The following is a 26,083-nucleotide window of genomic DNA, read 5'->3' as shown; positions in this document are numbered from 1 at the left end:
CGCCCGGCCACCATCGGGAGCAACCTTACTTCAGCACCGACCCGTCGAGCACGGTCATCGCCTTGCCGTTGGCCGCGGCGGTCGCCGCGATATCCTTCGGCGACACGATCAGGCCCTTGGCGTTCAGATAACCGCCTTCGCCGGCGCCCTTCAGGAACTCGGCGACATATTCGGCGAGGCCGGGGACGACGCCGACATGCGCCTTCTTCACATAGATGAAGAGCGGACGCGAACCGGGATAGCTGCCGTCGGCGATCGCGGCATAGGTCGGCGAAACGCCCTGCACCGGAACCGCCTTGATCTTGTCCTTGTTGGCATCGAGATAGCTGAAGCCGAAGATGCCGAGGCTGGTCGGGTTCTTGTCGAGCTTCGAGATGATGAGGTTATCATTCTCGCCCTGCTCGACATAATAGGGCGCGCCGCGCAGCGTGGTGCAGGTCGCCTCATGCTTGTCCTTGTCGCTGTCCTTCAGCGCCTTCATCTCGGGATTGGCGTCGCAGCCCTTGCCGAGGATCAGCTCCTTGAACGCGTCATAGGTACCGCTGGTCGACGGCGGCCCGAAGACCGAGATCGCGACCGCGGGAAGGGCGGGGTTGACGTCCTTCCACGTCTTCGCGGCGTTCGGCTTGCCATAGGGGTTCGCGGCGAGCGCCTTGTAAACATCTTCTTCGCTCAGCTTGAAGCCCGGGCCGCGCTGCGCTTCGCCGAGCGCGATGCCGTCGATGCCGACCTGGATTTCGACGATGTCCTTGACGCCATTCTTGGCGCAGGTGTCGAATTCCTTCTTCTTGATGCGGCGCGATGCGTTCGCGATGTCGGGCGTGTCGCCGCCGACCCCGGCGCAGAAGCGCTCGAAGCCGCCGCCGGTGCCGGTGCTGTCGATCTTGGGCGTCTTGTTGCCGGTCGCTTCGGCGAACTTCTCGCCGACCGCGGTTGCAAAGGGATAGACGGTCGACGAACCGACCGCGCTGATATAATCGCGCGCGCCGCCGCCCGAGGAGGCCTGATCCTGGCACGCGGAAAGCGCCAAAGCGCACGTCGCGGCGCCAGCGATGCCCAGGACCTTGGGAGCAAATTTCTGCAGCATGGGTAATCCTGTTGAGGGGGTGTTACCAATCCAAGCCGCCACCCCCGCGGCGACTCGCTGAGCCGCAAATGGGGGAGTACTGTGACGTGTTTGTGACAGGGAGTGTCACGGAAGTGTCATGAAGGCAGCTATGGCTGCCTACCTCATAGTAGTGTTTGCGTCCCAGGGGCTTCATGGTGGGTCGCCCACTTCATGTAAAATAACAAAAAAGGATCCGTAATAACAAGGCTGTCTTCACTTGATACCCATTCAATCGGTGGCTCACCTTCAATCTTTTCTCGAGCAATTTTACTCATATTGACAAGAGCAGAAGTGATTTCGTGCTTTGCGGGCATTGAAGAGGGGGTAAGCATAGCCTGTAATGTGGAACGAATTTCATCATAGCTCGTGCGGGTTTTCGGGCCGAGCGTTGCGACGGCCATCAAGATCGCTGAGTATTTATCTTGCGACGTCCCGTCTTTGAATTGTCGAGATTGCCTTTTCTTTCTGGCATCGGGTCCCGCCTTCAATTTGCTATATTTTGGAAAACCTTTGCTTTTTGCAATTTCATTTAATGCGGTCTCAAGTGAGCCTATATCGAGCTTCTGCTTATCGGCTGACCATCCGAAAATGCCGCTTTTTATGCAGAACTCGCTGCATATCTCTTGAACGAGCAAGGGGTTCCCAAACCCTTCTGCGCAAATTGTATTATTCTGTCGCGTGGATGTTTCGACGTTCAGCGCCTCGAATCCCCGTTGAGGAATTAAGACTAGGTCATTCATGTCCCATGGCGGGATTTCGATATGCTTAAATCGACCTTATAGTTCTTGCTCTACAGTAATTGGATCAAATGCGCGATGTGGTACAGCTAGGAGTATTACAGAAAGACCTTTAAAAACTGCACCCTTCAATGTCTGTATTATGGACTTTTGAACGTCTTGAGGTATGTAGTGAAAGTCATCAACCAGCAATGCGACATCATTGTCGACCATGTGCTGTAAAGAAGCTAGCTTGTGGTTCACATCGTATGTTATAGAGCGTTCGGTAGTTCGGCCAACAGCACTGTCTCCTCCGAAATTTATTTCCGCTACATTCGCAATACCGAGCTTTAGTCCGCCCGATGCGGTATCTGTTTGACTACCAGATTCTGTTCGCACTCGTTCCCGGCCCAGCTCAAGTTGATGGGCAATTTGAGACCAAAATTCCTCATCGGTCCTAATTTGACCGCCTTCTATAGATACAGAGGCCCCAGCTTGAGATAGAACGTGATTGCACAGAACAGTTTTTCCCGACTTTGTTGGCCCCGTCACCACATTTATTGCGTAGCCTCGGGCAAGGGCCTCTTTGACTCGCTGTTCCAGTTTCAAATGGTCTCGACTAACATAGGTCACCGACGGTTGGCCGCCCGGCGTGAAAACATCTTTTAGCTTTAGATTCGATGTCATTTTCTACCAAATTCTTCTGTTAAAGGGAGGTGAGCTACCTTGGGAACCATCCCTTAGGGTTTCGTTTCGGAACCGGTATATTATTAAGCTTCAAATGTGCCAAGAATTTTGGTTCAAGGAGTGGTGAAATTCCGTCCCAATTCATTGAGTAGCAGGGATGGCAAAGAAACATTTCGTAGTGCGGTAATGTGTGTCCTTCATATCGACCACCGCCGAAGTGCACCGACGAGCCACACAGATCACAGGGAAATTTGATAGCAGAGACCATGCGTAGACATTTGCGCTGATTCTGAGATACGTCAATGCTCGGGAGTTTGAGGCGGATTTAGTCTATCCTTGAAACCAATTGAAGGCGAAGCATGATCCTTATCACCGGCCACGTCATTCTCACCCCCGAGCATCGCGAGCGCATGATCGCGCTCGGCGCCAAGCATAGCGCGCGGTCGCGGTCCGAGCCGGGGTGTCTGGCGCATAATTGCCATATCGATGTCGAAAACCCCGACCGGCTGATGTTCGTCGAGGAGTGGGAGAGCGTCGACGCGGTCCGCGCCCATTTCGCGCTGCCCGCCGCGCGCGGCTTCGTCGCCGAAATGCGCGCGCTGTCGCCCGCGCCGCCGGTGATCCGCATCTATGCGGCGGAGGATATCACCGCGACGCTGATGGCGCCTTAGATTAATCTCACGCAAAGCCGCAAAGGCGAAAAAGGGGTTGCGTGGGGTGTCTGGCGGCGGGTTCGGCCGCGGCGGCGTTCAGTCTCACACAAAGACACGAAGAGGGCGGCTTCGGCCGCCGATGCCGCGTGTCGCTTGGGCGTTGGCGCGAAGATGGCCGGACTTCGTCCGGCATTGATCGACACGGCGCTCATTTGGCAATCGACCGGTAGCGATAGAAAACAGCCCTCTTCGTGCCTTCGCGTCTTTGTGTGAGATAATCTTTTCCCGAACCAGGGCTGGCGTCCTCACGCGGGCCCCGGATCAGGTCCGGGGTGACGACGAGGGCAGGGGCGGGGCTTCGCCTTGCCCGGCGTGCCATTGTTTGCCACAGCTTCGCCGCGGGGCATGCGCGCCGCATCGGGGGGCAAATGAGCGGGTTCGAATTCATCTTTTCGCTGTTCGGGCTGATCCTCGGCCTTGCGCTGGCCGAGGGGCTGGGCGGGCTGGCGCGGGCGCTGAAGGCCAGCCACCATGTCCGCATCGGCTGGCCGACCGCGCTGCTCGGGCTGTTCGTGTCGTGCGATGTCGTCACCTTCTGGATGTACGGCTGGGCGATGCGCGAGCTGTTGCCGCTGAGCTGGCCGCTGCTGTTCGGCGGCTTCGTCGTCACCGCCATCTATTTCATCGCCGCCAGCCTCGTCTTTCCCGACGACCCCGCGGCATGGGCTGACCTCGACGCGCATTTCGACCGCCAGCGGCGCAAGGTGCTCGGCGGCGTCCTCCTCGCCAATATCGCGCTGATGGCAACCGTCGCGGCCTATGCCGGGGCGCCGTCGTTCGGCGCCCGCAACCTCGTGGTGAGCTGGTCCTTCTTCCCCGTCGCGCTGCTCGGCGTCTGGACAAGGCACCGCCGCGTCACGGTCGCCTGCCTCGTCTGGCTGATCGCGCTCTACCCGCTGTCGGCGGTGTGGCATTGAGCTTTCGCGCGCGCTGCGGGGGCGGCCCGATCTGACGGGAAGGGAGCGGACGCGCGCCCGCTCCCCCCTTCACATCAGTTGGTCGTCGGCGTGTCGGCGGCTTCGGCCGTCGCCGCAGGCGCGGCGCCCGTCGTGGCCGTTTCCGCCGCTGCGGCGGGTAGCGGCACGGCAACCGGCGCAATTCTCGCTTCCGCGGGAAGGGCATAGGCCAGCGGGCCCGCGGTCCGCGCGCTCAGTTGCTGGCCGGTCGGGATGATCGCCGACTTGCCGGTGACGAAAGCGCCGAACACGCCGACCGCCACCGCGGCACCGACGGCGGCGCCGGTGTTGCCCTGACCTTCCTGTCGATGCATGCCGGTCAGCGCGACCTTGTCGCCATTCGGCAGGATCAACTCATTGAAGGTGATTTCCATCTTCGCCGATTTGCCGAAGGCGCCTTTGCCGGTGCGCCAGGTCACCGTGCCCATGCCGCGCGTTCCCTTCGGGATCACGATCGCGCCACCATGCATCACGTCGAACATGGTGTGCATCGGAACGCTGTGCCCCTCGCGCAGCTTCTTGCTGTTCGCCTCCGCATCGGGTGTCAGGATGATTTCGGTGGCGGTCGGCAGCACCAGTGCGGGTGCCGTGGCGGCGATCGCGACGACCGGCGCTACGGCTGCCGGGACGGCGGCGACCGGTGCGCTGTCGTCCGCCGTCGTGACGGCAGCTTCGGCGACGGCGGTCGGCGCCGCGCTATCCTGCGCATGGACCGGAGCGGCGAGCACGACAAAGGAACCCGCAAAAGCGGTTGCGACCCTGAAAAACATAGATATTCCCCCAAACCGCAAAAGCGCGGTTCGTCCCTATTGATAAGGCAAAAAACCCTTGTCAATTGGGGACTTTACTTGGGCTCTATCGACTACTTCCCCAGCAACGGCGCCAGATACTGGCCCGTAAAGCTGCGCTTTTCCTTCACCACCTGCTCGGGCGTCCCCGCCGCGACGATCTCTCCGCCCTTGACCCCGCCTTCGGGGCCGAGGTCGAGGATATAATCGGCGGTCTTGATGACGTCGAGATTATGCTCGATCACCACGACGCTGTTGCCCTGGTCGACGAGCGCCTGCAGCACTTCCAAGAGCTTCCTCACATCCTCGAAATGCAGCCCGGTGGTCGGCTCGTCGAGGATGTAGAGCGTCTGCCCGGTCGAGCGCCGCGACAGTTCCTTGGCGAGCTTGACGCGCTGCGCCTCGCCCCCCGACAGCGTCGTCGCCTGTTGCCCGACCTTGATATAGCCGAGCCCGACGCGCACCAGCATCGCCATCTTGTCGCGGATCGCGGGCACCGCCTTGAAGAAGTCCGCCGCATCCTCGACCGTCATGTCGAGTACGTCGGCGATGCTCATCCCCTTGAACTTCACCTCGAGCGTTTCGCGGTTGTAGCGTTTGCCGTGGCACGTCTCGCACGTCACATAGACGTCGGGCAGGAAGTGCATCTCGATCTTGATCAGCCCGTCGCCGGTGCAGGTCTCGCAGCGCCCGCCCTTGACGTTGAAGCTGAACCGCCCCGGCTTGTAACCGCGCGCCTGCGCCTCGGGCAGCCCGGCGAACCAGTCGCGGATCACGGTGAAGGCGCCCGTATAAGTGGCGGGGTTCGAGCGCGGGGTGCGGCCGATCGGTGACTGGTCGATGTCGATCACCTTGTCGCAATGCTCCAGCCCCTTCAGGCTGTCGTGCGGCCCGGCGATCATCCGCGCGCCGTTGAGCGTTCGCGCCGCGCTGGCATAGAGGGTGTCGATGATCAGGCTCGACTTGCCCGACCCCGACAGGCCGGTGACGCAAGTGAAGGTGCCGAGCGGGATCTTCGCGGTAACATTCTGGAGGTTGTTGGCGCGCGCGCCCTTGAGCACGAGGTCGAAGCCGTTGCCGGGGCGGCGGCGCGTCGGCACCTCGATCTTCTTCGCGCCGGTGAGATAGGCGGCGGTGAGGCTCTTCTTATTCTTGAGCACCTCGGCGAGCGGGCCTTCGGCGACGATCTCGCCGCCGTGGACGCCCGCGCCGGGCCCCATGTCGACGACATAATCGGCGTGGCGGATCGCATCCTCGTCATGCTCGACGACGATCACCGTGTTGCCGAGGTCGCGGAGGCGCTTCAGCGTCGCGAGCAGCCGGTCGTTGTCGCGCTGGTGAAGGCCGATGCTGGGCTCGTCGAGGACGTAGAGCACGCCGCTGAGCCCGCTGCCGATCTGGCTGGCGAGGCGGATGCGCTGGCTTTCGCCGCCGGACAGCGTGCCCGAGGTACGGTTGAGGTTCAGATAGTCGAGCCCGACATTGTTGAGGAAGCCGAGCCGCTCGTTGATCTCTTTCAATATCGCCTTGGCGATCTGCTTTTGCGTGTCGTTCAGCTTCGCCTCGAGCGTGCTGAACCAGCCGAGCGCGTCGGCGACCGAGCGCTGCGCCGACATGCTGATGTCCTCGCCCGCGATCTTCACCGCGAGCGGTTCGGGGCGCAGGCGCGCGCCGTGGCAGGTCTCGCACGGCTGCGCCGCCTGATATTTGCTCAGCTCCTCGCGCATCCACGCGCTTTCGGTCTGCAACATGCGGCGGTTGAGATTGCCGATGACGCCCTCGAACGCCTTGTGCGTCGTGTAAGTGCGTTTGCCATCCTTGAACGTCAGCTCGACCGGCTTGCCGCCGGTGCCGTAGAGGATGATGAGCTGCACCTCGCCGGGCAAATCCTGCCACGGCGTCGTCAGGTCGAAACCATAGGCTTTGCCCAAGCTTTCGAGCACCTGCATATAATAAGGCGAAGGCGGGTTCGATTTCGCCCACGGCACGACCGCGCCTTTTTTCAGGCTCAGCGCATGGTTGGGGACGACGAGGTCGGGGTCGAACTCCTGCCGCTCGCCGAGGCCGTCGCATGCGGGGCAGGCGCCCTGCGGTGCGTTGAAGCTGAACAGCCGCGGTTCGATCTCGGCGATCGTGAAGCCGCTAACCGGGCAGGCGAATTTCTCCGAGAAGATCAGGCGGTTGGCGGGGATGCCGGCGCCCTTCATCGCGCCACCGGTGTCTTCCTCCTCGCGCCCCGGTACCGGGCCGTCGGCGAGGTCGACATAAGCGAGCCCTTCGGCGAGCTTGAGCGCGGTCTCGAAGCTGTCGGCGAGCCGGCTGCCGAGGCCTTCGCGGACCGCGATGCGGTCGACGACCACTTCGATGTCATGCTTATATTTCTTGTCGAGCGCCGGTGCGTCGCCGATCTCGTAAAATTCGCCGTCGATGCGGACGCGGGTGAAGCCGTCCTTCTGCCACTGGGCGAGTTCCTTCCTATACTCGCCCTTGCGGCCGCGCACGACCGGGGCGAGGAGGTAGGCGCGTGTTCCTTCGGGCAATTCCATCACACGGTCGACCATCTGGCTGACCGTCTGCGCGCTGATCGGCTCACCCGTCGCGGGCGAATAGGGAATGCCGACGCGCGCCCACAACAGTCGCATATAGTCGTAGATTTCGGTCACCGTCGCGACGGTGGAGCGGGGATTTCTCGACGTTGTCTTCTGCTCGATGCTGATCGCCGGCGACAGCCCGTCGATATGCTCGACATCGGGCTTCTGCATCATCTCGAGGAACTGGCGGGCGTATGCGGAGAGACTCTCGACATAGCGTCGCTGGCCTTCGGCATAGATGGTGTCGAAGGCGAGGCTCGACTTGCCCGAGCCCGACAGGCCGGTGATGACGATCAGCGCGTCGCGCGGCAGGTCGACGTCAACGCCCTTCAGATTATGCTCGCGCGCGCCGCGCACCGAAATATGGGTGAGACTCATGGGAGAGGTGTGTTCCAGATTTGTTCTTGAGGTGCAAGAGGGGGCTTGCGGACTTTGACGACAAGATAGGCGCTGGGTGCAGCCGCTGCAATGCGGGCGCCGCAGAACAAGTTTCCACCAACTCCCCAAGGGCTTCGACCAATGGCACCCCGTCCGCTTGACCGCTTGACGTCGCGGGCGGACAACTCCGGTCATGCTCGCCGCCCCTTTCGGTGCGGCGCGGACGCATTTCAGGAGTTGGGGACATGAAAGCAGTTTTTACGGGCGCGGCGTCGCTGGCGATCGCCGCGGCGCTGGCATCGTTGCCGGCATCGGCAAAGGATATGGAACGGGCGGTCACGCTGACGGCGGGCGCCGATGAAGCGGGCACCGCGGGCGACGCATCGCTGACGGCGCTGACCTTCGGCAAATGGGGCGTCGATCTGTCGGCGCGCGACGAGACGGTGAAGCCCGGCGACGATTTCGACAAATATGCTAATGGCACCTGGTTCGCGCGCACCGAAATTCCTGCCGATCAGGCGTCGGCGGGGGTCGATTACGACGTCTATAACCTGACCCAGCGCCAGCTCCGCAAGCTGGTGACCGAGGCGCCGGCGACGAGCCAGGTCGGCGGCCTGTATCAGAGCTTCATGGACGAGAAGCGTGTCGACGCGCTCGGCTCGAAGCCGTTGATGGCGGACATCGCCGCGGTCGCCGCGATCAAGGACAAGAGCGCGATGGCGCGCTTCATGGGGACGACGCAGGGCACGTTCGGGGCGACGATCGTCGGCGGCGGGCCCTATGCCGACACCGACGATCCGACGACGAACGTGTTGTGGCTGGGGCAGGGCGGGCTGGGGCTGCCCGACCGCGAATATTATCTGACCGACGCCTTCAAGCCGCAGCGCGATGCCTATCGCGCCTATATCGCGCGGTCGATGAAGATGATCGGCAACGCCGACCCCGAAAAGGCCGCCGATGCGATCCTCGCGTTCGAGACCGAGATCGCCAAGGTAAGCTGGGCGATCGCCGACCGCCGCGACGTCGGCAAGATCAACAATCCGATGTCGTCGGCCGAGCTCGCCGCCTATGCCCCCGGCCTCGACTGGACGGCGTGGTTCGCGGGCGCCGGGATCGCGCCGCAGCAGCGCATCATCGTCAACGAAAACACCGCGATCCGCGACATCGCCGCCCTCTATGCCAAGACACCGCTCGACACGATCAAGCTGTGGCAGCAATTCCATGTCGCCGACAATGCCGCCACCTATCTGTCGAAGGACTGGGTCGACAGCCGCTTCGAATATACGAAAGCGCTGAGCGGCGTTGGCGAATTGCGGCCGCGCTGGAAGCGCGGGCTGACGCTGGTCGACGGCAGCCTCGGCGAACTGGTCGGCGAAACCTATTCGCAGCAATATTTCCCGGCGAGCGCCAAGGCGAAGATGGAGACGCTGGTCGCCAACCTGAAGCTCGCGATGGGCGACCGCATCCGGAGCAATAGCTGGATGGCACCGGCGACGAAGGAAGCCGCGCTTGCGAAGCTCGACAAGATGGACGTCATGGTCGGATATCCCGACAAGTGGCGCGACTATTCGGGGCTCAGGATCGACCCCGCCGACCTGTACGGCAATGTGAAGCGCAGCGCGGCGTTCGAATATGCCTATGGCCTGTCGGACCTCGGAAAACCGGTCGACCGCAAGAAATGGTCGATGAACCCGCAGGAAGTGAACGCCTATAATGGCGGGCTCGAAAACAAGATCGTCTTCCCGGCCGGCATCCTGCAAGCGCCCTATTTTGCCGAGAATGTCGACGACGCCGTGAACTATGGCGCAATCGGCGCCGTCATCGGCCACGAGATCACCCACGGCTTCGACGATCAGGGGCGCAAGATCGACGCCAGTGGCGCGGTCCGCGACTGGTGGACGCCCGAGGATGCCGCGCGCTTCGAGGCGCAGGCGAAGGCGTTCGGGGCGCAATATGCAACCTATGAGGCGGCGCCCGGCGCATTCGTCAATCCGGACCTGACGATGGGCGAGAATATCGCCGACCTCGCCGGGCTCGAGGTCGCCTATGACGCCTATCACCGCTCGCTGAACGGCAAGGAAGCGCCGGTGATCGACGGGCTGACCGGCGACCAGCGCTTCTTCCTCGCCTTTGCGCAGGCGTGGCGCGACAAGGCGCGCGAGGATGCGATCAAGCAGCAGGTGGCGAGCGATCCGCACAGCCCGGCGCGCTGGCGCATCATCGGGCCGGTGCGCAACGTCGATGCCTGGTACAAGGCGTTTAACGTCGGCGCGGGCGCGAAATATTATCTGAAGCCCGACGATCGCACACGTATCTGGTAAGTCCTGAGACCCCTTTCTCAGGATGAGGCGGGGGCGGCTTCGCGCCGTCCCCGTATCGTCATCACGACAAGCGACAGCGCCGCACCGATGATGACGAACAGGGCGGGAAAGCCGCCGAGCACCGACATCATGCGGATGCCGTCGATCCCCGACGAGGCGACCAGCATCACCGCGACTAGCCCGACAGTGACGCCCCAGACGGCCTGAACCCCCAGCGGCGCTTCGGGCGCGTCGGGGGAGATGCCGCGCGTCGACAGTGCGCTCATCGCCGACACATTGGCATCGGCACCGGCGACATAGGACAGGAAGATCGCGAACAGCACGGTCGCGGTGACGATCGGGCCGCCGCCAAGTGCGTCGAACAGCCGGAACAGCACGGGATCGGGGCCCTGTTCGCTGAGGATCGCATAGAGGCTGGCGCCGCTCTGCCGGTCGAGGGCGATCGTCGCCCCGGCAATCGCGGTCATCCACACCGCGCCGAACAGCGCCGGCAGGATCAGATTGACGACGATGAAAGCGCGGACGCTGTAGCCGACTGCGAGACGCCCGAGAAACAAGGCGGTCACCGGCGCCCAGGCAAACCAGTTCGCCCAGTTGAAGATCGTCCATTGCCGGTGCCAGTCGCCATCGACGTCAAGGCCAAGGTTGCGCGGCACGAAGGTCGCGAAATAATCGGCGCCGCCGCGGAGCGACAGGCCGAGCATCTTCGCGGTCGGCCCGGCGACCAGAACGAAAGCAATGATAGCGAAGAACAGCCAGGTGTTGAGCACCGACAGCCCGGCAATGCCCTTTTGCAGTCCGGTCGCCGCGGAGATCAGGAAACTCCCGACGATCAGCGCTGCGATCCCCCAGCGCAGGGGCGTGCCGCCGGCAAAGCCGCCGAGCCCCTCGATCCCGCCCGCGAGCGACAGGATGCCCGCGCCCAGCGACGCGGCCATGCCGGCGACGAGCGCGTAGAGGCAGACGATGTCGACCGTCGTGCCGACGGGCCCGTGCGCGCGCTGCCCGATCAGCGGGACGAACAGCGACGACAGGCTGAACGGTTCGCGGCGGTTGTAATAGACGAGCGCGAAGGCCAAGCCGGCGACGGTATAGATGGCATAGGGCGTGAGCGTCCAATGAAGGAACATCGTCGACATGGCGAACGTCGCTGCCCCGTCGCTGCCGGGTTCGAGTCCGAGCATCGCAGGCGGCGTATTCAGATGGAACAGGGGTTCGGCGGCGCCCCAGAACAATATGCCCGTCGCGATCGTGGTGCAGAGCATCACCGCGAACCAGCGCCACCGCCCCAGCAGCGGTCGCGCCTCCGCGCCGCCGATGATCACCTTGCCAAGCGGTGACAGCGCCACGACTGCGAGGAGGATGAGAAAAGCGACACCAGCCAAGGCAAAGGTGGGGCCGAAGACGCGCAATATCCAGTCATTGACCGCGGTTTCGGCCGCGACAAAGGCGGCCCCTTGCCACACGCTGACGATCAACGCCGCCGACAGCACCGCCAGCGGAATAAAAAAGACGGGGCGATTGATCGGATGGCGCGATGATGGTGGCAAATGATCCGCCGTTCGGACAAGAGTGGCAGGGCAGCATGACGGCGCCGCGCGCCGAGGTCAAACTGTCGGGAACGGCCGCTCCGCAAGAACGTTGGGCGGGCAGGTATATGATGGAAGGATATGCTTCGATGAACAGGAACATATTGGCGGCCGCTACGGCACTTGCGCTGATCGCTTCGGGGCAGGCCATGGCTTTTCAGGCCGAGCCCGAGTCCGAGGCGCCCGTCGCGGGCAAGACATTGCCTGACGGCACGACGCCCGAAGAGCGTTCGAACACCGCCCGGCTCAACGCCGAACAGGCGGCCCGCGCCAAGGCGGAAAATGTCACCTATGAGCAGGAAGTGTCCGCCGCCGCACAGCAGGTCGCTGCCGATCAGGCCGCGTTCGCCGAAGAAACTGCCGCCTATGAGGCCGAAAAGGCGCGCGTCGCGGCGATGTCGGCCGAGGAGCGGATGAAGTGGGAGGCCGATGCCGTGGCGTGTCGGGCCGGCGATCTTACCCGCTGCGCCAAACCGGCAAGCCCGCCGCCGCAGCACCCCTGATCGCGCTTCATTGCTGAACGACGGGCGGTGCGTCGGCAGGGGGCAGTTCAGTGGCCGGAATCGTCATCGGCATTTCGCCGTCCAGCGCCGCAACGATCGGGGCCCGGTCGCTTGCCGTCGCGGGTTCCCGGTCGGGAAAGCGCCCCCCATAGACATAATCGTCACTGGGCTGGTGGATCGGCGGATAATCGACTTCCACCGCGCCGAGCTTGCGAAAACCTTCGTCGCTGCGCACCGCATGGATCGCGCGCAGCCGCGCGGCGGCGCCGTAACTGCCGGGGCAGTCGATGCAATCCGGCGCGGCTATGCTGTCGGCGGTCAAGGCGTCGGGATTGGCACTGAGCGCGGCGTAGGAGGGGCCGCCTCCGGAGCCGCGGAGGCCGTTCCCGACCGTAACGCTACCGAGCAGGATGCCGCCGGCAATCCCGGCGCCGCCAAGCGTCAACGCGATGAGGAGCCGGGTGAAACCGGCATCGCGACTCGCGGTCCGATCCCTTTTCCTCGCCATGGCGCGCAACAGGCCATGCCGCGCCGCCAATAGCAAGCCCGGGCTTTTCCGGCGCCCCGGTTCAAGGCTGCATGATCGCCTTGACGTCGTGCAGATAGGTGCGCCCGATGCGGTGGATGCCGCCTTCGCCGAGGTCGACGCTCCATGCGCCGTCGCCATGATGCTTGAGCCCGACGATGCCGTCGCGGCGGACCATCTTCGAACGGTGGATGCGCATGAACTGGTCGGGGTCCATGCGCGCCTCCAGCGACTTGATCGTCTGGTGGATCAGCCAGCTTCGCGCGCCGACGTGCAGCCGCATATAATCGCGCTCGGCTTCGATCAGGTCGACCTGGCCTGCGTCGATGCGCAACATCTCGCCGCGGTTCTGGACCCAGAACTCGCCGATCCACTTGCTCTTTTCGGTGCCGCTGCGATCGGCGGCGCGCCATTCGCGAACGCGCGCCAGCGCTCGTGACAGCCGGTCGGGCGACACCGGCTTCAGCAGATAATCGACCGCCGCGACGTCGAAGGCGGCGACGGCATATTGGTCGAAGGCGGTGACGAAGACGACGGCGGGCGGATTGTCGAGCCGTTCGATCGCCGCCGCGACATCGATGCCGCTGAGGCCCGGCATCGCGATATCGCAGAGCAGGAGATCGGGCGCTAGCGCATCGACCATGCGCAAAGCCGACGCACCGTCGCTGGCCGTGCCGACGAGCGAAACCCCTTCCTGCTGGCCGGCCAGAATCTGCAACCGCTCGATTGCGAGCGGTTCGTCGTCGACAATCAAGGTGCGGAGCGTCTGCATCGTCAACATCCGTTCCGTGCCAACGGCAGCCAGAGCGACACGGCGAAGCCGCCATTGTCCGAACGCCCCCACTCGCAACCCGCCGCGGGGCCATAGCGCGTCAGCAACCGTTCGCGGACATTGCCGAGGCCAAGGCCTGTGCCCGGCGCCGGCGCCGGCGCTTTCGGATCGATATCATTTTCGACCCTGATGACGAGAAGCCCGTATTCGCTGGTCGCGGTCAGGCGGACGGCGATCTTTCCCTTGCTCGGCGCGACGCCATATTTGATCGCGTTTTCGATGATCGGTTGCAGGATCAGCACCGGGACGCAGGCATCCTCCAGCTCTTCGGGGATCGTCACCTCGACCTGCAAACGGTCGGGGAAGCGCGCCTGTTCGATGTCGAGATAGAGCCGCTGGAGCCGGATTTCCTCGTCGAGCGCGACAAGCTGCTCGGGATCGACGGCAAGGCTCGAACGGAGGAAGGACGAGAGGTTCATGATCATCGTCTCGGCCTCGGCCTTCGAACCGCGCATCACCAGCGTCGACAGCGAATTGAGCGTGTTGAACAGGAAGTGCGGATTGACCTGATAGTGGAGCGCACGAAGCTGGGCGTTCTTCGCCTCGAGGCGGAAATGGTTGGCACGCCGCTCGACCGCGCGCATTTCGTTGGCGTAGCCGAAGGCGACGTAAAGCGCCGCCCACACCGCGAAGAAGAAATACCAGCGGATCGAACTGTCGAGGATCAGCACGGTTTCCCATGCGACCGGATATTGGGCCTGCAATTCCTCGATAATCTGGTGGGTATCGGCGGCGGGGAACCAGTAATAGAAAACGAGCAGATTGACGGTGGCGTAGATGAGGACCAGCGGCACCGCCGCGCCCATTGCGACCGCAAGCCTGGCCCCGAAGCTTTGCGGCTGGATCCGCTGCAGCAGCTTGTAGAGGACGAAGGTACAGAGGATCCCCGCAACCACCACAATTCCGCGGCGCCCGACGAACTCCCACTGGTCCGACGTCCCGGTGAGCAGCGCCAGCCCGGTGCTGATCAGGAAATAGAGCAGCCACATCGCGACGATCGAACCGATAGCGACCCGCGGATTGACCCGCGCGTCCGACGCGCGCCAGTCGGGCGCCGCCGCCAGCATGCGGGCGCGCTGGTCGCGCTGGATATTGTCGTCGATCGTCATCTTCATCGCCTCTGCTTTAGCGCCAAAGGCGATGCAAGGGCCAGCGGCCGCCGGGACATCAGTCGAACGCGCGCGCGCTTTGGTCGAAAGCCACCTTAGGCAGGCTGCGGCATCGGGCCGCGCCAGTTGCCGCGCCGGTAGATGACCCATGCCATCGCGAGCGAGGCGAGCGACGACAGCGGGAAGCTCCACCAGATGATGTCGCTGCCGATCAGTGGATAGCCGAAATGATAGATGCCGAAGCGGATCGGGAACATCGACAGGAACAGGATGATCAGCGGCGGGACCACCGAGCCGTTGGCGCGCAGGGTGCTGATCAGCACGATCGTCGTTCCGAACGGCAGGAAGGTCCAGGTCGCGATGAGCTGGATATTGCGCGACACCTCGATCGCGGGGCTTTCGCTACCGAGAAACAGCGCGAGCGCGGCGCGGTCGAAAAGCAGCAGGAGGACGATCAACACCCCCGTCATGACAAGGTTGATCGTGATGCCGCTGGTGGTGACCGCCGACACGCGGTCCCAGCGCCGCGCGCCGATATTCTGCGCCGCCATCGAACTGACCGCGGCACCGACCGCCAGCGCGGGCATCTGGATATAGTTCCAGAGCTGCAGCGTCGCGCCATAGGCGGCGGCGGTCACGAGGCCCTCGCGGTTGACGAGCCCGATCATGACGAGGCCCGCCCCCGAAATCACGAACATCTGCGCGCCCATCGGCAGACCGCGGCCGATGATGAAGCGCAGTTCCGACCATTTGGGATAGAGATAGGAAAGCTCGCGGCCGCGGAGGCGCAGCACATGGTTCTTGCGATAGAACCACGCGATCATCCCGATCAGGCTGATCGTCCCGGCAGCCGCCGTGGCCAGCGCGCTCCCCGCAATGCCGAGGCGCGGGAAGGGCCCGAGGCCGAGGATCAGCACGGGGTTGAAGACGACATCGAGCACGACGGCAAGGATCATGAAGCGGAGCGGCGTGATTGCGTCGCCGGCGCCCCGCGAGGCCATCATCAGCGTCACCGACAGCATCGAGGCGGGGACGGCGAGGAAGGTGACGCGGAGGTAGTCATGCGCGAGCGTGAAGGCCTCCGGCGGGGTCTCGAGCCAGCGCAGGATGCGATCCGACGCAAACCAGCCGACCACCGCGATCAGGACCGAGAAGAGCAGCGCAAGGCCGATGACGCCGCCCGTCGCGCGGCGTGCCGCATCGATGTCGCCGCGCCCCATCGACTGGCCGATCAGGACGGTCGCCGCCATGCCGAAGCCAAAGAAGGCACCGAACATCAGGAACATGATGATGTTCGCATTGGCGGTCGCGGCGAGCGCGCCTTCGCCGAGGAATTGCCCGACCCAGATCGAGTTCACCGAACCCGACAGCGTCTGGAGGATGTTCGAGGCAAGCGTCGGCAGCGCAAACAGGATCAGCGTCTTGGTGATCGGCCCGCTGGTCAGGTCCATCCGTCCGCCGCCGCGCGCCGTCTGGCGCGGCGGGACGGGGCTCGCGGCCGGGTCCGCTGCCGCCGCGACGGGCGTCGGGGTGATCGGGACATCGTTCAAGTCGGGGCTCATTCGCGTCCGCCTTCGAGATCGCCGACGCATTGCAGGTCGGGATCGCTTTTTGCCGAGCGTGCGAGGTCGCTGGTCTGCCGGGTCACGTCGGGAAAAAGCCGGTCCGGCGCGATGTGGTACGACTGGATCAGTTCGATGGCCCACGCATAATGCCGCGCGCCGGCGGCGCAGCTATCGCTGCCGCCATCGCCTTCGGCCCAGACGGTGCGCCAGCCCGTCTGGCCGTCGCGCGTCAGGATCGACTTGAAACCGCCGATGACGCCATTGTCGCCCTCGGCATAAGCGATGGCGCGGTCGCCGTCGCGCCACACCCGCAGATAGCGGAAGGTGAAGCGCATGTCGGGATGGGTCCGCAGCGCCGCCAATATGGCGGTGCGGTCGGCGCTGCCGGCGGCGGGCGTCAACGGCGAGGCGTCTCTGGCAGCCAGCGGAACGGCGCCAAGCAGCGCCGTGGCCAGAAGCAGGATCCGCCCGTTCCGCATTACCCCAGCCGCGCCAGTGCGGCGGTCAGACGATCGGCCTCGGCCTCCTTCGCGGCATGGTCGGCGCGCGCCTTTTCGACCGCTTCGGGCTTGGCACGTTCGACGAACGACGGATTGCCCAGGCGCCCGGCAAGGCCGTCGCGTTCCTTAACGGCTGCGGCGAGCGCCTTGGTCAGGCGGTCGCGCTCGGCGGCGATGTCGATGACGCCCTCCAGCGGAACCGTGATCGTCTCGCCCTCGACGACAAGCTGCGCCGATGCGCCCGCGGGGGCCGGATCGAAGCTGACCGCTTCGAGGCGTGCGAGGCGGTCGAGCTGTGCTGCGAGCTTATCGGTGCGGCCCTTCAGCGACGCCGGGAAATGCGCGGTCAGGCGCGCGCCCGGCGGCAGGTCGAGCTCGGCCTTGGCGGTGCGCAGCTCGCTGACCAGCCTGATCAGCCAGTCGATATCGGCGCTGGCTTTGGTGTCGCGCTCGGCCTTCGGTTCGGGCCATTTCGCGGTGATCAGCGGATAGTCGGCGCGGTCGCCGAGCCCGGTCCACAGCTCTTCGGTAATGAAGGGCATGAAGGGATGGAGCATCACGAGGATCTGGTCGAGCACCCAGCCGGCGACGGCCTTGGTCTCGTCGTCGATCGCGCCCTTGATCAGCTCGAGATACCAGTCGCAGAAGCGATCCCACGCGAAGCTGTAGATCGCGTTGGCGGCCTCGTCGAAGCGATAGGCGGCGAAGGCGGTTTCCATCGCGGCGACGGTCGCAGCGACTTCGCCGATGATCCAGCGGTTGACTGGCAGCGTCGCGGCGGGCGCTTCGAAGCTGGTCGACGCCGAAATACCATTGGCTTCGCAGAAACGCGCGGCGTTCCACAGTTTGGTCGCGAAGTTGCGATAGCCGGCGAGGCGGGCGTCATCCATCTTGATGTCGCGGCCCTGGCTTTCCATCGCCGACATGAAGAAGCGTAGCGCGTCGGCGCCGTACTGGTCGATCAGCCCGAGCGGGTCGACGACATTGCCCTTCGACTTCGACATCTTCGCCCCGTCGGGCGCGCGGACCAGGCCGTGGAGATAGAGCGTCCGCCACGGCACGTCGCCCATGAACTCCATCCCCTGCATCGCCATGCGCGCATCCCAGAAGAAGAGGATGTCGAAGCCGGAGATGAGGACATCATTGGGGTAATGGCGTTTCAGGAGGTCGGTGTTCTCGGGCCAGCCGAGCGTGGCGAACGGCCAGAGCGCCGAGGAGAACCAGGTGTCGAGAACGTCCTCGTCGCGCGTCAATGCGACGCCCGCGCCGGCTTCGGCCTGCGCTTCCTCTTCGGTTTCGGCGACGAAGATGCGGCCATCCTCGGCATACCAGGCCGGAATCCGGTGACCCCACCACAATTGCCGCGAGACGCACCACGGCTGGATATTTTCCATCCAGTTGAAGAAGGTCTTTTCCCACGTCTTGGGGACGATGTTGATGCGCCCGTCGCGCACCGCGGCCATCGGCGGCTGCGCCAAGGTCTCCGCATCGACATACCATTGGTCGGTCAGCCAGGGCTCGATCACCACGCCGCCGCGGTCGCCGAACGGCGTCTGGATCGTGCGCGGTTCGGCGTCGTGCTCGTTGCCGTCCTTGTCGACATGCGAGATCAGGAAGCCTGCTTCCTTCATCCGCGCCACAACTAGCTCGCGCGCGCCGTCCTTGCCGTCGCGCTTAAAGCGATGCAGGCCCAGATATTCCTCGGGGATCAGCCCATCGCTGGTCTGAATGACATTAGCATCACCATCGAACATGTTGAGCATCTCGCCGGGCTTGAACCCAGCGCGCTTGCCGACGTCGAAGTCATTGAAATCATGTCCGGGCGTGATCTTCACCGCGCCGCTGCCCAGTTCGGGATCGGCATGTTCGTCGGCGACGACCTTGAAACGGCGGCCGGTGATCGGCTGGAGGATGTCCTTTCCGATCACGCTCCGGTAGCGCGTATCGTCCGGGTGAACCGCGACCGCCATGTCGGCGAGCATCGTTTCGGGACGCGTCGTCGCGACCTCGATATAGTCGCGTCCGTCGTCGAGCGTCACGCCGTCGGCGAGCGGATATTTGAAGTGCCAGAAGCCGCCCTGGACCTCGTGCGTCTCGACCTCGAGGTCCGAGATCGCGGTCCTCAGCTTCGGATCCCAGTTCACCAGCCGCTTGTCGCGGTAGATCAGCCCCTTTTTATGCAGGTCGACGAACACCTTGGCGACCGCGCGGTTGAGCCCGTCGTCCATCGTGAAGCGTTCGTTCGCCCAGTCCATCGAACAGCCGAGGCGGCGGAGCTGGCCGGTGATCTGGCCGCCGCTCTCCGCCTTCCACTGCCACACCTTCTCGACAAACTCGTCGCGCGTGTAATTGGTGCGCTTGTCCTGCCGCTCTTCCATCTGGCGTTCGACGACCATTTGGGTCGCGATGCCGGCATGATCCATGCCGACGACCCACAGCGCATCCTTGCCGCGCAGCCGCTCGTAACGGATCAGGACGTCCTGCAGCGTGTTGTCGAGCGCATGGCCGATGTGCAGCGCGCCGGTGACGTTCGGCGGCGGGTTGACGATCGTGAACGGCGTCGCGTCGGGACGCGCGGGGCGAAACAGCCCGCGGCTTTCCCATTCATGGGCCCATTTCGCCTCGATAGCGGCGGGATCGAAGGTTTTTTCCATCGGCATAGCCGGGCGCCTTTGCCAGCCGGGGTGCGGACTGGCAAGCCGGATCGGCAGAGATTAAGCTGCCGCAGGCTTGCAGGAGCGAGGTCATGGACGACGCAATGCGTAGCGGTGTCATCCGCTTTGCCGATTATGCCGCGAAAGTGCCGACGCCCGAGGGCGAACGATCGGTGCTGGCGCTGAAACGCGGCACGCTCGACGTCCGCTTGTCGGTTCCCGTCCCGCCGAACCGCCAGACGCCGCACGAGCAGGACGAGCTTTACGCGGTCATCCGCGGCGCAGGCGTGCTGATCCACGGCGGCGAGCGGACGGCCTTTGCCGCGGGCGATTTGCTGTTCGTTGCCGCCGGGGTCGAGCATCATTACGCCGATTTCAGCGACGATCTGGCGTTGTGGCGGATATTCTATGGCAAGGCGGGCGGCGAGGGGTGATCGTTTGAGCGGTCCTATCCCTCCTCGTCATGCCGGACTTGATCCGGCATACATCCCGCCGGCGCAGGGATGGACCCCGGATCATGTCCGGGGTGACGAAAGACGGGAGACCAGCCCTATTTCTTGAGATAGCTGCCCAGCCAGTTGAACACCGTCTGGTGCCATTGCACGCTGTTCGCGCCCTTCAGCACCCAGTGATTCTCGTCGGGGAAGACGAGAAGTTCGGACGGCACACCGCGGCGCTGGAGTACGGTGTACGGTGCGATGCTCTGATAATAGGGGACGCGGTAATCCAGTTCGCCCGTGATCACGAGCGTCGGCGTCTTCCATTTGTCGACATGGTTCACCGGATTCCATTTTTCGCCGTCGGTGCGTTCCCACCACGGGCCGCCATGATCCCATTCGTCGAACCACAGCTCCTCGGTTTCCATCGACATGGCGCGCAGGTCGAAGATACCGGCATGGGTGACGAGGCATTTGAACCCGTCCGGCCAGTTGCCCGCGATCCAGTTCATCATATAGCCGCCGTACGACCCGCCGAGCGCGCAGGCGTTGGCGACGTCGATCCCGGCATCCTGCTTGCCCGCCGCGGCGAGGCCGAGCTTCAGGTCTTCGAGCGGCTTGCCGCCCCAATCCTTGTTGATGCTGTCGGTGAAGGCTTGCCCGTAACCGGTCGAGCCATGGAAATCGATCGTGAGGGTGCCATAGCCCTGCTGCGCGAAGAGGCGCGGGTTCCAACGCGTCGACCAGGCATTGCCGAAGCTGCCCTGCGGCCCGCCGTGGACGAGCAGCGCGACGGGCAGCTTGCCGGTGGCGTTCACGGGCTTGAGGATCTGACCCCACACCTTGTCGCCGCCCGCGCCGGCGAATTGCAGGCGCTCGACCTTGACCGGGTCGAACTGCGCCAGTTCGGCGGCGTTGACGTTGGTGAGCTGCGCGGCCTTGCCCTTGGCATCGCGGACCCAAAGGTCGGTCGGCAGGAGGACGGTGTTGCGCGAATAGAGCAAAGCGCCGTTCGCCAGCGGGGTCACGTCGCCGATATTGCCGTCATATTCCTCGTTCGATGCCTTCAACTTCTCGACCTTGCCGCTCGCCGCGTCGACGCGGAAGAGAGGATGGTCGAGCACGTCCTGCGCGGTCACATAAAGCGACTTGCCGTCCGGGGCCCAGGCGATCGAGGCGACCGAGCGGTCCCATGCGTCGGTGAGCTTTTTCGTTTCGCCGCTTTCGAGGTTGCGCAGCATCAGCACCTGCCGGTCGGACTCGTAACCGGGGCGTGCCATCGCCGCATAGGCGAGCCATTTGCCGTCGGGCGAGGGGGCGGGAAGGGTGTCGGTCGCCTGATTGGCCTCGGTCAGGTTGATCGGCGGCATCCGCGCATCGACAAGCATGCTGTAGATGTCGAGATTGGTCGAGGTCGGCTCTTTGCGGTCGGCCTTGCGCAGCGTGAAATAGACGGTGCGGCTGTCGGGCCCCCAGGCGAGTTCGCTGCCGTCGCCGAACGGTTTCGACGGCGTGTCGCCGACCAGGCCGCCGTCAACCGCCCGGTCCATGGTCGCCTTGCCGCCCTCGAGGTTGAAGACGAAGGGGCGGCTGTAGGTGCCCGGGGTTTCCCACTGGTCCCAGTGACGGACGAAACCGCTCCCGTCCTTGTAAAGGCGGCCGGTGCCGGGGCCGGGCTGCGCACCCTTGTCCTTTGCATCGCAGCCGAAGCTGGTGCATTCGCGCGGCACATCGCCCCAGGCGAGCAATTTCGTACCGTCGGGCGAAATCTTGAAACCCGCGACCTCGGCCTTGGCATCGGTGACCTGCGTCGCGGCGGCGTTGGCGGCCTTGGGATCGATCCGCCAGACCTGATCGCTGCCCGAAGCGTTCGAAAGGAAGAAAAGCGCGCCGTCCTTGTCGAAGGCGGGCGAGGTTTCATTCTTGCCGGGCGTGTCGGCGATGCGCATCGGCAGCGCATTCTTCGCGTTGCGGTCGACGACCCACAGCCCGGTCGAGCGCTTATAGGTCGCCGGCTCGGTTTCGGTCATCTGATACACGACCCAGCGTCCGTCGGGCGACGCCGCAGGCGCGGCGACACGTTTCAGTGTCGCCAGGTCGACCTCGGTCATCGGCCGGGCGAAAGCGGGGGAGGAAAGGGCGGCGGCGAGCGCGATCGCGCTGGGGAGGAGGTGGTTACGCATGAAAGCGGTTTAGCGGCGCGGCGGGCAGGTTCAAGGACCGATTGCCAACGCTGATGTGGGCCGATACTTCGGAATTCATGCTCTCTGCCATTCTTGCGATCCTGCTTTCGACACAAACAACTGCTTCACCGCAACTGATCGATATCGAGGGGCTGTCGACCGAAAAAGCCGGTGACTTGGTCCTTGCGGGCTTCGAACACCGTCCGATCATCGCGATAAGCCAGCAAAAAATATTTGGCCCTCCCGGGATGGTCGAATTGAAACTGGCGGAAAGCCCTGAACGGCGAGGATCCGGATGTGAGCGCCGGGTATGGACGACGAGTTTTCTGTTGCCGATCGAGGGCCGGATCGGAACTGGGCGTATGCAACCGCCTTATGCGTCAAGAGAAGTGGCGCTTTCATCAAATCTGCCATGCGAACTGGCAATCTATTCGGAACTATCCGCCGAATTGTCTGTCGAGCGTGGCGTCGAACTGGTCGCGGCGCTCAAGTCGTTTGCTCTCGAAGCGACAGCGGTTCGTTTCCGATGTTCGGATTCAACCCGCAGCGGCTTATGTCGCGATGACGAGCGAATTAGGGCAGCGCTGCGCGATCTTCGGGCATGGCATGTGAAGGAAAATAGCGGCGAGGCGGTGATGTGGCTGGGCGAACCGCAGCAGACCGTCACCGAAGTGCGTTTTATTTTCCCCGATCCGCAGGTTGTGAAAATCAACCGCTTCGTTCCCGCACCACCCTAGTCGTCGATTAGTGAGCGAAATTGGACTTGGTGCCGGCAAACCAAAGCTCTCTGGCGAAAAACTTCGCGGCGCTCCATCGGATCACGCCTCCCGTGAGAGATGCTGGCGTGCCCCGATTGAAATCCCTCCCCAAAAAGCTGTTCGTGCCGTTGCTCGCCGGCGCGAGCCTGCGCGACCGGATGATCGCAAGCATCGGGGCGCTGGTCGGCATCGGGCTGGCCGGCGCGGTGTGCGCAGCGCTGTTTCCCGCATCGATGCCCTGGTTGATCGCCCCGATCGGTGCGTCCGCCGTGCTGCTGTTCGCTGTCCCGGCGAGCCCGCTCGCGCAGCCCTGGTCGATCGTCGGCGGCAATTTCCTGTCGGCTGTCTTCGGTGTGGTCGTCGCGCAGGCGGTCAGCGAGCCGGCACTTGCCGCGGCGTTGGCGGTGTCGACCGCGATCCTCGTGATGTCGCTGCTCCGCTGCCTGCATCCGCCCGGCGGCGCCGCTGCGCTGAGCGCGGTGCTCGGGTGGCAGAGCTTTGCCGGGCATCCGACCGATTTTCTGGTGCCGGTGCTGCTCAACTCGCTGATCCTCGTCGGGATTGGCATGCTGTTCCATCGCTTCTCGGGGCACAGCTATCCGCACCGCGCCCGGCCGGTCGACGGAAAAGCCGTGGCTCAGGAACCGGTCGGCCTGTTGATGGACGATATCGACGGGGCGCTCGCCGATCTCGGCGAGACCTTCGATATCAGCCGCGAGGATCTGGCGCTGTTGCTGCGCCGCGCCGAAACCCATGCCGCCGCGCGCGTGGCGAACGCAAAAATAGCGGCTGCAGGCAAAAAGGTCGCCGCCGCGAAAGGCAAAGGGCGGCCGCGCGAAAAAGTCGGCCCCTAACGGACGAGGGCGCCGCCCTTCATCACATGATCGATCTTTTCGAGCACGCCGATGTCGGCGAGCGGATCTGCCCTTACCGCGACCAGATCGGCATAACGTCCCGGAACGACGGCGCCGACGTCGTCGCGGCCCATTTCCTCGGCAGCGCGGCCGGTGGCCGACTGGATCGCCTGCATCGGCGTCATCCCGTATTTTACCATGTTGCGGAACTGGCGGCCGTTGAGCCCGTGCGGATAGACCCCCGCGTCGGTGCCATAGCCGATATTGACGCCCAGCTCGACCGCGCGCCGGAAGGCGACGCGCTGGGTATCGGTGGTTTCACGATTCTTGCGCAGATATTCCTCGGGCCAGCCTTCCTTCGTGCCTTCCTCGTCGATGTAGGTGCCGTTGTAGATATCCATCACCAGCCAGGTGCCGTGCTTTTTCGCAAGTTGCAGCGTGGCTTCGTCGGCGAGGCTGGCATGCTCGATGCTGTCGACCCCCGCGTTGATCGCATTCTGGATGCCGATCGCGCCATGGGCATGTGCGGTCACCCTCTTGCCGCGGGCATGCGCCACCGTCACGATCGCGCGGAGCTGGTCCTCTGAGAGTTCGGGGGCGCCGGGTTCGGTGCCGATTGCGAGAACGGCGCCGGTCGCGATCGCCTTTATGAAGTCGGCACCGTGATCGAGCAGGTAAGTTACCTTTGCGGCCGCTTCCTCCGGCGTCGCGGCGACGCCGAGGCGCATGTCGGGCGGCAATTGCTCGTTCGGGACGACGCCGTTGAGCTCGCCGCCGCCCTTCGGAATAGTGAGATAGGCGCCCGCGACCCACATGCGCGGCCCCGGTACGTCGCCGCGGTCGATCGCGTTGCGCAAGGTCACATCGGTGAGCCCGCGATAGGTGCCGACGTCGCGCACGCTGGTAAAGCCCGCGTCGAGCGTCACGCGCGCGTTGCGGGCGCCGACGAGCGCGGTTTCGGCGGGCGAGGCCTTCATCGGCGCGGCAAGGTCGGCGCTCTGGCCAAGGTCGGCAAGGTGGGTGTGAAGGTCGATAAGGCCGGGCAGGACGGTGAAGTCGGACCAATCGACCACCGCCGCGCCGTCCGGCGCTTTGCCGCATGCGCCGACAGCCTTGATCTTCTCCGCTTCGATGGTGATGCACTGGCCGGTGCGAACCTCGTTCGTCACCCCGTCGATCAGCCGCCCCGTCTGGACATAGAGGGTTGCGGCCGAAGCCGGCGACGTCGCCAGAAAGGTCGCGGCGAGCGCGGCGGTCAGATGGCGGTATCGAACGCGTTGCACTGGCGCGGATCTCCGGTCTGCAGGCCGCGGCGCAGCCAGGTCATGCGTTGCTCGCTCGTCCCGTGGGTGAAGCTTTCAGGGACGGGGCGCTGGCCTGCGGCGCGCATCAGCGTGTCGTCGCCGATCGCATTGGCGGCGCGCATCGCTTCTTCCATATCGCCCGCTTCCATCACTGGCTGGCCGGCGCTGTTCTTCGCGCGCGATGCCCAGACGCCGGCGTAGCAGTCGGCCTGCAACTCCATGCGGACTTGCAGCGCGTTGCCCTCGGCCTGCGATCCGCGCGCCTGCGCGCGGCGGACCTGATCGGAAATGCCGCTTATCGTCTGGATATGATGGCCGACCTCGTGCGCGACGACATAGGCCTGCGCAGCATCGCCGGCAGCACCGAATTTGCGGTCGAGTTCGTTGAAAAAGCTGGTGTCGAGATAGACGCCCTGATCGGCCGGGCAATAGAAGGGGCCCATCGCGGCCTGAGCGGCACCGCATTTCGATTCATTCTCGTCCTGATAGAAATTGAGCGTCGGCTTTTGATAGCCGCTGATCAGGCTGCCCCAGACCTGATGGGTCGAGCCGAACACGTTGCAGGCAAAGCGCTCGCCTTCGGTGTCGCACGCGACGCCCTGCGCGCCGCGGCTGTCGGCCATCGGGTCGGCGCTGCTGCCACCGCTGCTGAACATGTTGGCACCGGGGCCGAGAAGGAAAAAGGCAACCGCGCCGATCAGAAGCAGGGTGCCGCAGCCCATCTTGCGCCCGAGCAGCATCGGCAGGAGCCCGATGAGGAGGCCGCCCATGCCGCCGCCCCCGCCACCGCCGAAACCACCGCCGCCGCGGCCCAGGTCGCGGATATCGTCGCCGGGATCATAATCGTCGAGACGCATCTCAGGCACTCCAGAACTTGGTCCGTTTGTCCCGGTTCTGACAGTAGCGTGCGGCAATTGGAAGAGGCTTCGCGTCGCTTCGATTCATCGCGAGCTTGCAAAGGCTTGTGTTGCGGTGCACCAATTGGCCCCGCGTCAAAGGATCGTCCCGAGT

22 protein-coding genes are annotated in these 26,083 nt (G+C 64.2%); 7 read left to right on the top strand and 15 right to left on the bottom strand.

Annotated elements, in window-relative coordinates:
* Positions 1–25: 25 nt before the first annotated feature.
* From V6U71_RS11190 to V6U71_RS11180, 3 genes are all read right to left on the bottom strand, one after another.
* The gene (locus tag V6U71_RS11190; RefSeq protein ID WP_411338551.1) at positions 26–1,087 is read right to left on the bottom strand and encodes a substrate-binding domain-containing protein; all 1,062 of its coding nucleotides are present in this window, start codon (positions 1,085–1,087) and stop codon (positions 26–28) included.
* A 143-nt stretch (positions 1,088–1,230) separates the two neighbouring features.
* Entirely contained in the window at positions 1,231–1,848 is a 618-nt protein-coding gene (locus V6U71_RS11185; protein WP_411338550.1) for a hypothetical protein, read from the bottom strand.
* 36 nt (positions 1,849–1,884) lie between these two features.
* The gene (locus V6U71_RS11180) at positions 1,885–2,511 is read right to left on the bottom strand and encodes an AAA family ATPase (RefSeq protein ID WP_411338549.1); all 627 of its coding nucleotides are present in this window, start codon (positions 2,509–2,511) and stop codon (positions 1,885–1,887) included.
* Positions 2,512–2,870: 359 nt separating this feature from the next.
* Here V6U71_RS11180 and V6U71_RS11175 point away from each other — a divergent pair, with 359 nt between their 5' ends.
* On the top strand, positions 2,871–3,182 hold the full coding sequence (locus V6U71_RS11175; RefSeq protein ID WP_411338548.1) for a putative quinol monooxygenase: 312 nt from the start codon (positions 2,871–2,873) through the stop codon (positions 3,180–3,182).
* Positions 3,183–3,592: 410 nt separating this feature from the next.
* A complete protein-coding gene (locus tag V6U71_RS11170; RefSeq protein WP_411338547.1) occupies positions 3,593–4,141 on the top strand; it encodes a hypothetical protein in 549 nt (182 codons plus the stop codon).
* Positions 4,142–4,215: 74 nt separating this feature from the next.
* Here V6U71_RS11170 and V6U71_RS11165 read toward each other — a convergent pair whose 3' ends face one another.
* Entirely contained in the window at positions 4,216–4,950 is a 735-nt protein-coding gene (locus V6U71_RS11165) for a hypothetical protein (RefSeq protein ID WP_411338546.1), read from the bottom strand.
* A 92-nt stretch (positions 4,951–5,042) separates the two neighbouring features.
* Positions 5,043–7,937, bottom strand: a complete 2,895-nt coding sequence (gene uvrA, locus V6U71_RS11160; protein WP_411338545.1) for an excinuclease ABC subunit UvrA — start codon at positions 7,935–7,937, stop codon at positions 5,043–5,045.
* A 245-nt stretch (positions 7,938–8,182) separates the two neighbouring features.
* On the opposite strand from uvrA, the gene V6U71_RS11155 reads away from it, so the two are divergent.
* A complete protein-coding gene (locus V6U71_RS11155) occupies positions 8,183–10,258 on the top strand; it encodes a M13 family metallopeptidase (protein ID WP_411338544.1) in 2,076 nt (691 codons plus the stop codon).
* A gap of 17 nt (positions 10,259–10,275) precedes the next feature.
* Here V6U71_RS11155 and V6U71_RS11150 read toward each other — a convergent pair whose 3' ends face one another.
* Positions 10,276–11,808 (bottom strand): BCCT family transporter, encoded by a 1,533-nt coding sequence (locus V6U71_RS11150; RefSeq protein WP_411338543.1) that lies wholly within the window; start codon positions 11,806–11,808, stop codon positions 10,276–10,278.
* Between the two features lie 128 nt (positions 11,809–11,936).
* Between V6U71_RS11150 and V6U71_RS11145 the strand changes: the two genes are divergently transcribed.
* Positions 11,937–12,350, top strand: coding sequence for a hypothetical protein (locus V6U71_RS11145; RefSeq protein WP_411338542.1), 414 nt, complete (start codon positions 11,937–11,939; stop codon positions 12,348–12,350).
* 7 nt (positions 12,351–12,357) lie between these two features.
* On the opposite strand, the gene V6U71_RS11140 is transcribed toward V6U71_RS11145, so the two are convergent.
* The 6 genes from V6U71_RS11140 to V6U71_RS11115 form a co-directional block, all read right to left on the bottom strand.
* A complete protein-coding gene (locus V6U71_RS11140; RefSeq protein WP_411338541.1) occupies positions 12,358–12,858 on the bottom strand; it encodes a hypothetical protein in 501 nt (166 codons plus the stop codon).
* A gap of 61 nt (positions 12,859–12,919) precedes the next feature.
* On the bottom strand, positions 12,920–13,657 hold the full coding sequence (locus V6U71_RS11135) for a LytR/AlgR family response regulator transcription factor (RefSeq protein WP_411338540.1): 738 nt from the start codon (positions 13,655–13,657) through the stop codon (positions 12,920–12,922).
* Positions 13,651–14,817: a sensor histidine kinase gene (locus tag V6U71_RS11130; RefSeq protein WP_411338539.1), complete on the bottom strand. Its 1,167-nt coding sequence runs from the start codon at positions 14,815–14,817 to the stop codon at positions 13,651–13,653. Before V6U71_RS11130 ends, V6U71_RS11135 begins: the two co-directional genes overlap by 7 nt.
* 95 nt (positions 14,818–14,912) lie before the next feature.
* Complete coding sequence (locus tag V6U71_RS11125) at positions 14,913–16,268, bottom strand: MATE family efflux transporter (RefSeq protein WP_411342347.1); 1,356 nt, start codon at positions 16,266–16,268, stop codon at positions 14,913–14,915.
* A gap of 107 nt (positions 16,269–16,375) precedes the next feature.
* Complete coding sequence (locus V6U71_RS11120) at positions 16,376–16,861, bottom strand: hypothetical protein (protein ID WP_411342286.1); 486 nt, start codon at positions 16,859–16,861, stop codon at positions 16,376–16,378.
* Positions 16,861–19,542, bottom strand: a complete 2,682-nt coding sequence (locus V6U71_RS11115) for a valine--tRNA ligase (RefSeq protein WP_411342285.1) — start codon at positions 19,540–19,542, stop codon at positions 16,861–16,863. The genes V6U71_RS11120 and V6U71_RS11115 overlap by 1 nt, the downstream gene beginning before the upstream one ends.
* An 86-nt stretch (positions 19,543–19,628) precedes the next feature.
* On the opposite strand from V6U71_RS11115, the gene V6U71_RS11110 reads away from it, so the two are divergent.
* A complete protein-coding gene (locus tag V6U71_RS11110; protein ID WP_411342284.1) occupies positions 19,629–19,970 on the top strand; it encodes a cupin domain-containing protein in 342 nt (113 codons plus the stop codon).
* Positions 19,971–20,086: 116 nt separating this feature from the next.
* On the opposite strand, the gene V6U71_RS11105 is transcribed toward V6U71_RS11110, so the two are convergent.
* The gene (locus tag V6U71_RS11105; protein ID WP_411342283.1) at positions 20,087–22,156 is read right to left on the bottom strand and encodes a prolyl oligopeptidase family serine peptidase; all 2,070 of its coding nucleotides are present in this window, start codon (positions 22,154–22,156) and stop codon (positions 20,087–20,089) included.
* A 53-nt stretch (positions 22,157–22,209) separates the two neighbouring features.
* On the opposite strand from V6U71_RS11105, the gene V6U71_RS11100 reads away from it, so the two are divergent.
* On the top strand, positions 22,210–22,893 hold the full coding sequence (locus V6U71_RS11100; RefSeq protein ID WP_411342282.1) for a hypothetical protein: 684 nt from the start codon (positions 22,210–22,212) through the stop codon (positions 22,891–22,893).
* A 116-nt stretch (positions 22,894–23,009) separates the two neighbouring features.
* The gene (locus V6U71_RS11095) at positions 23,010–23,768 is read left to right on the top strand and encodes an HPP family protein (RefSeq protein WP_411342281.1); all 759 of its coding nucleotides are present in this window, start codon (positions 23,010–23,012) and stop codon (positions 23,766–23,768) included.
* Here the strand turns inward: V6U71_RS11095 and V6U71_RS11090 are convergent.
* Positions 23,765–25,051: a metal-dependent hydrolase family protein gene (locus tag V6U71_RS11090; protein ID WP_411342279.1), complete on the bottom strand. Its 1,287-nt coding sequence runs from the start codon at positions 25,049–25,051 to the stop codon at positions 23,765–23,767. The two genes, V6U71_RS11095 and V6U71_RS11090, sit on opposite strands and share 4 nt — an antisense overlap.
* Positions 25,024–25,929, bottom strand: coding sequence for a neutral zinc metallopeptidase (locus V6U71_RS11085; protein ID WP_411342278.1), 906 nt, complete (start codon positions 25,927–25,929; stop codon positions 25,024–25,026). The genes V6U71_RS11090 and V6U71_RS11085 overlap by 28 nt, the downstream gene beginning before the upstream one ends.
* Positions 25,930–26,083 lie beyond the last annotated feature (154 nt).

It is taken from the genome of Sphingopyxis sp. J-6, from assembly GCF_046603995.1.
GTDB lineage: Bacteria > Pseudomonadota > Alphaproteobacteria > Sphingomonadales > Sphingomonadaceae > Sphingopyxis.
This window is presented reverse-complemented; position numbering and strand designations above follow the sequence as displayed.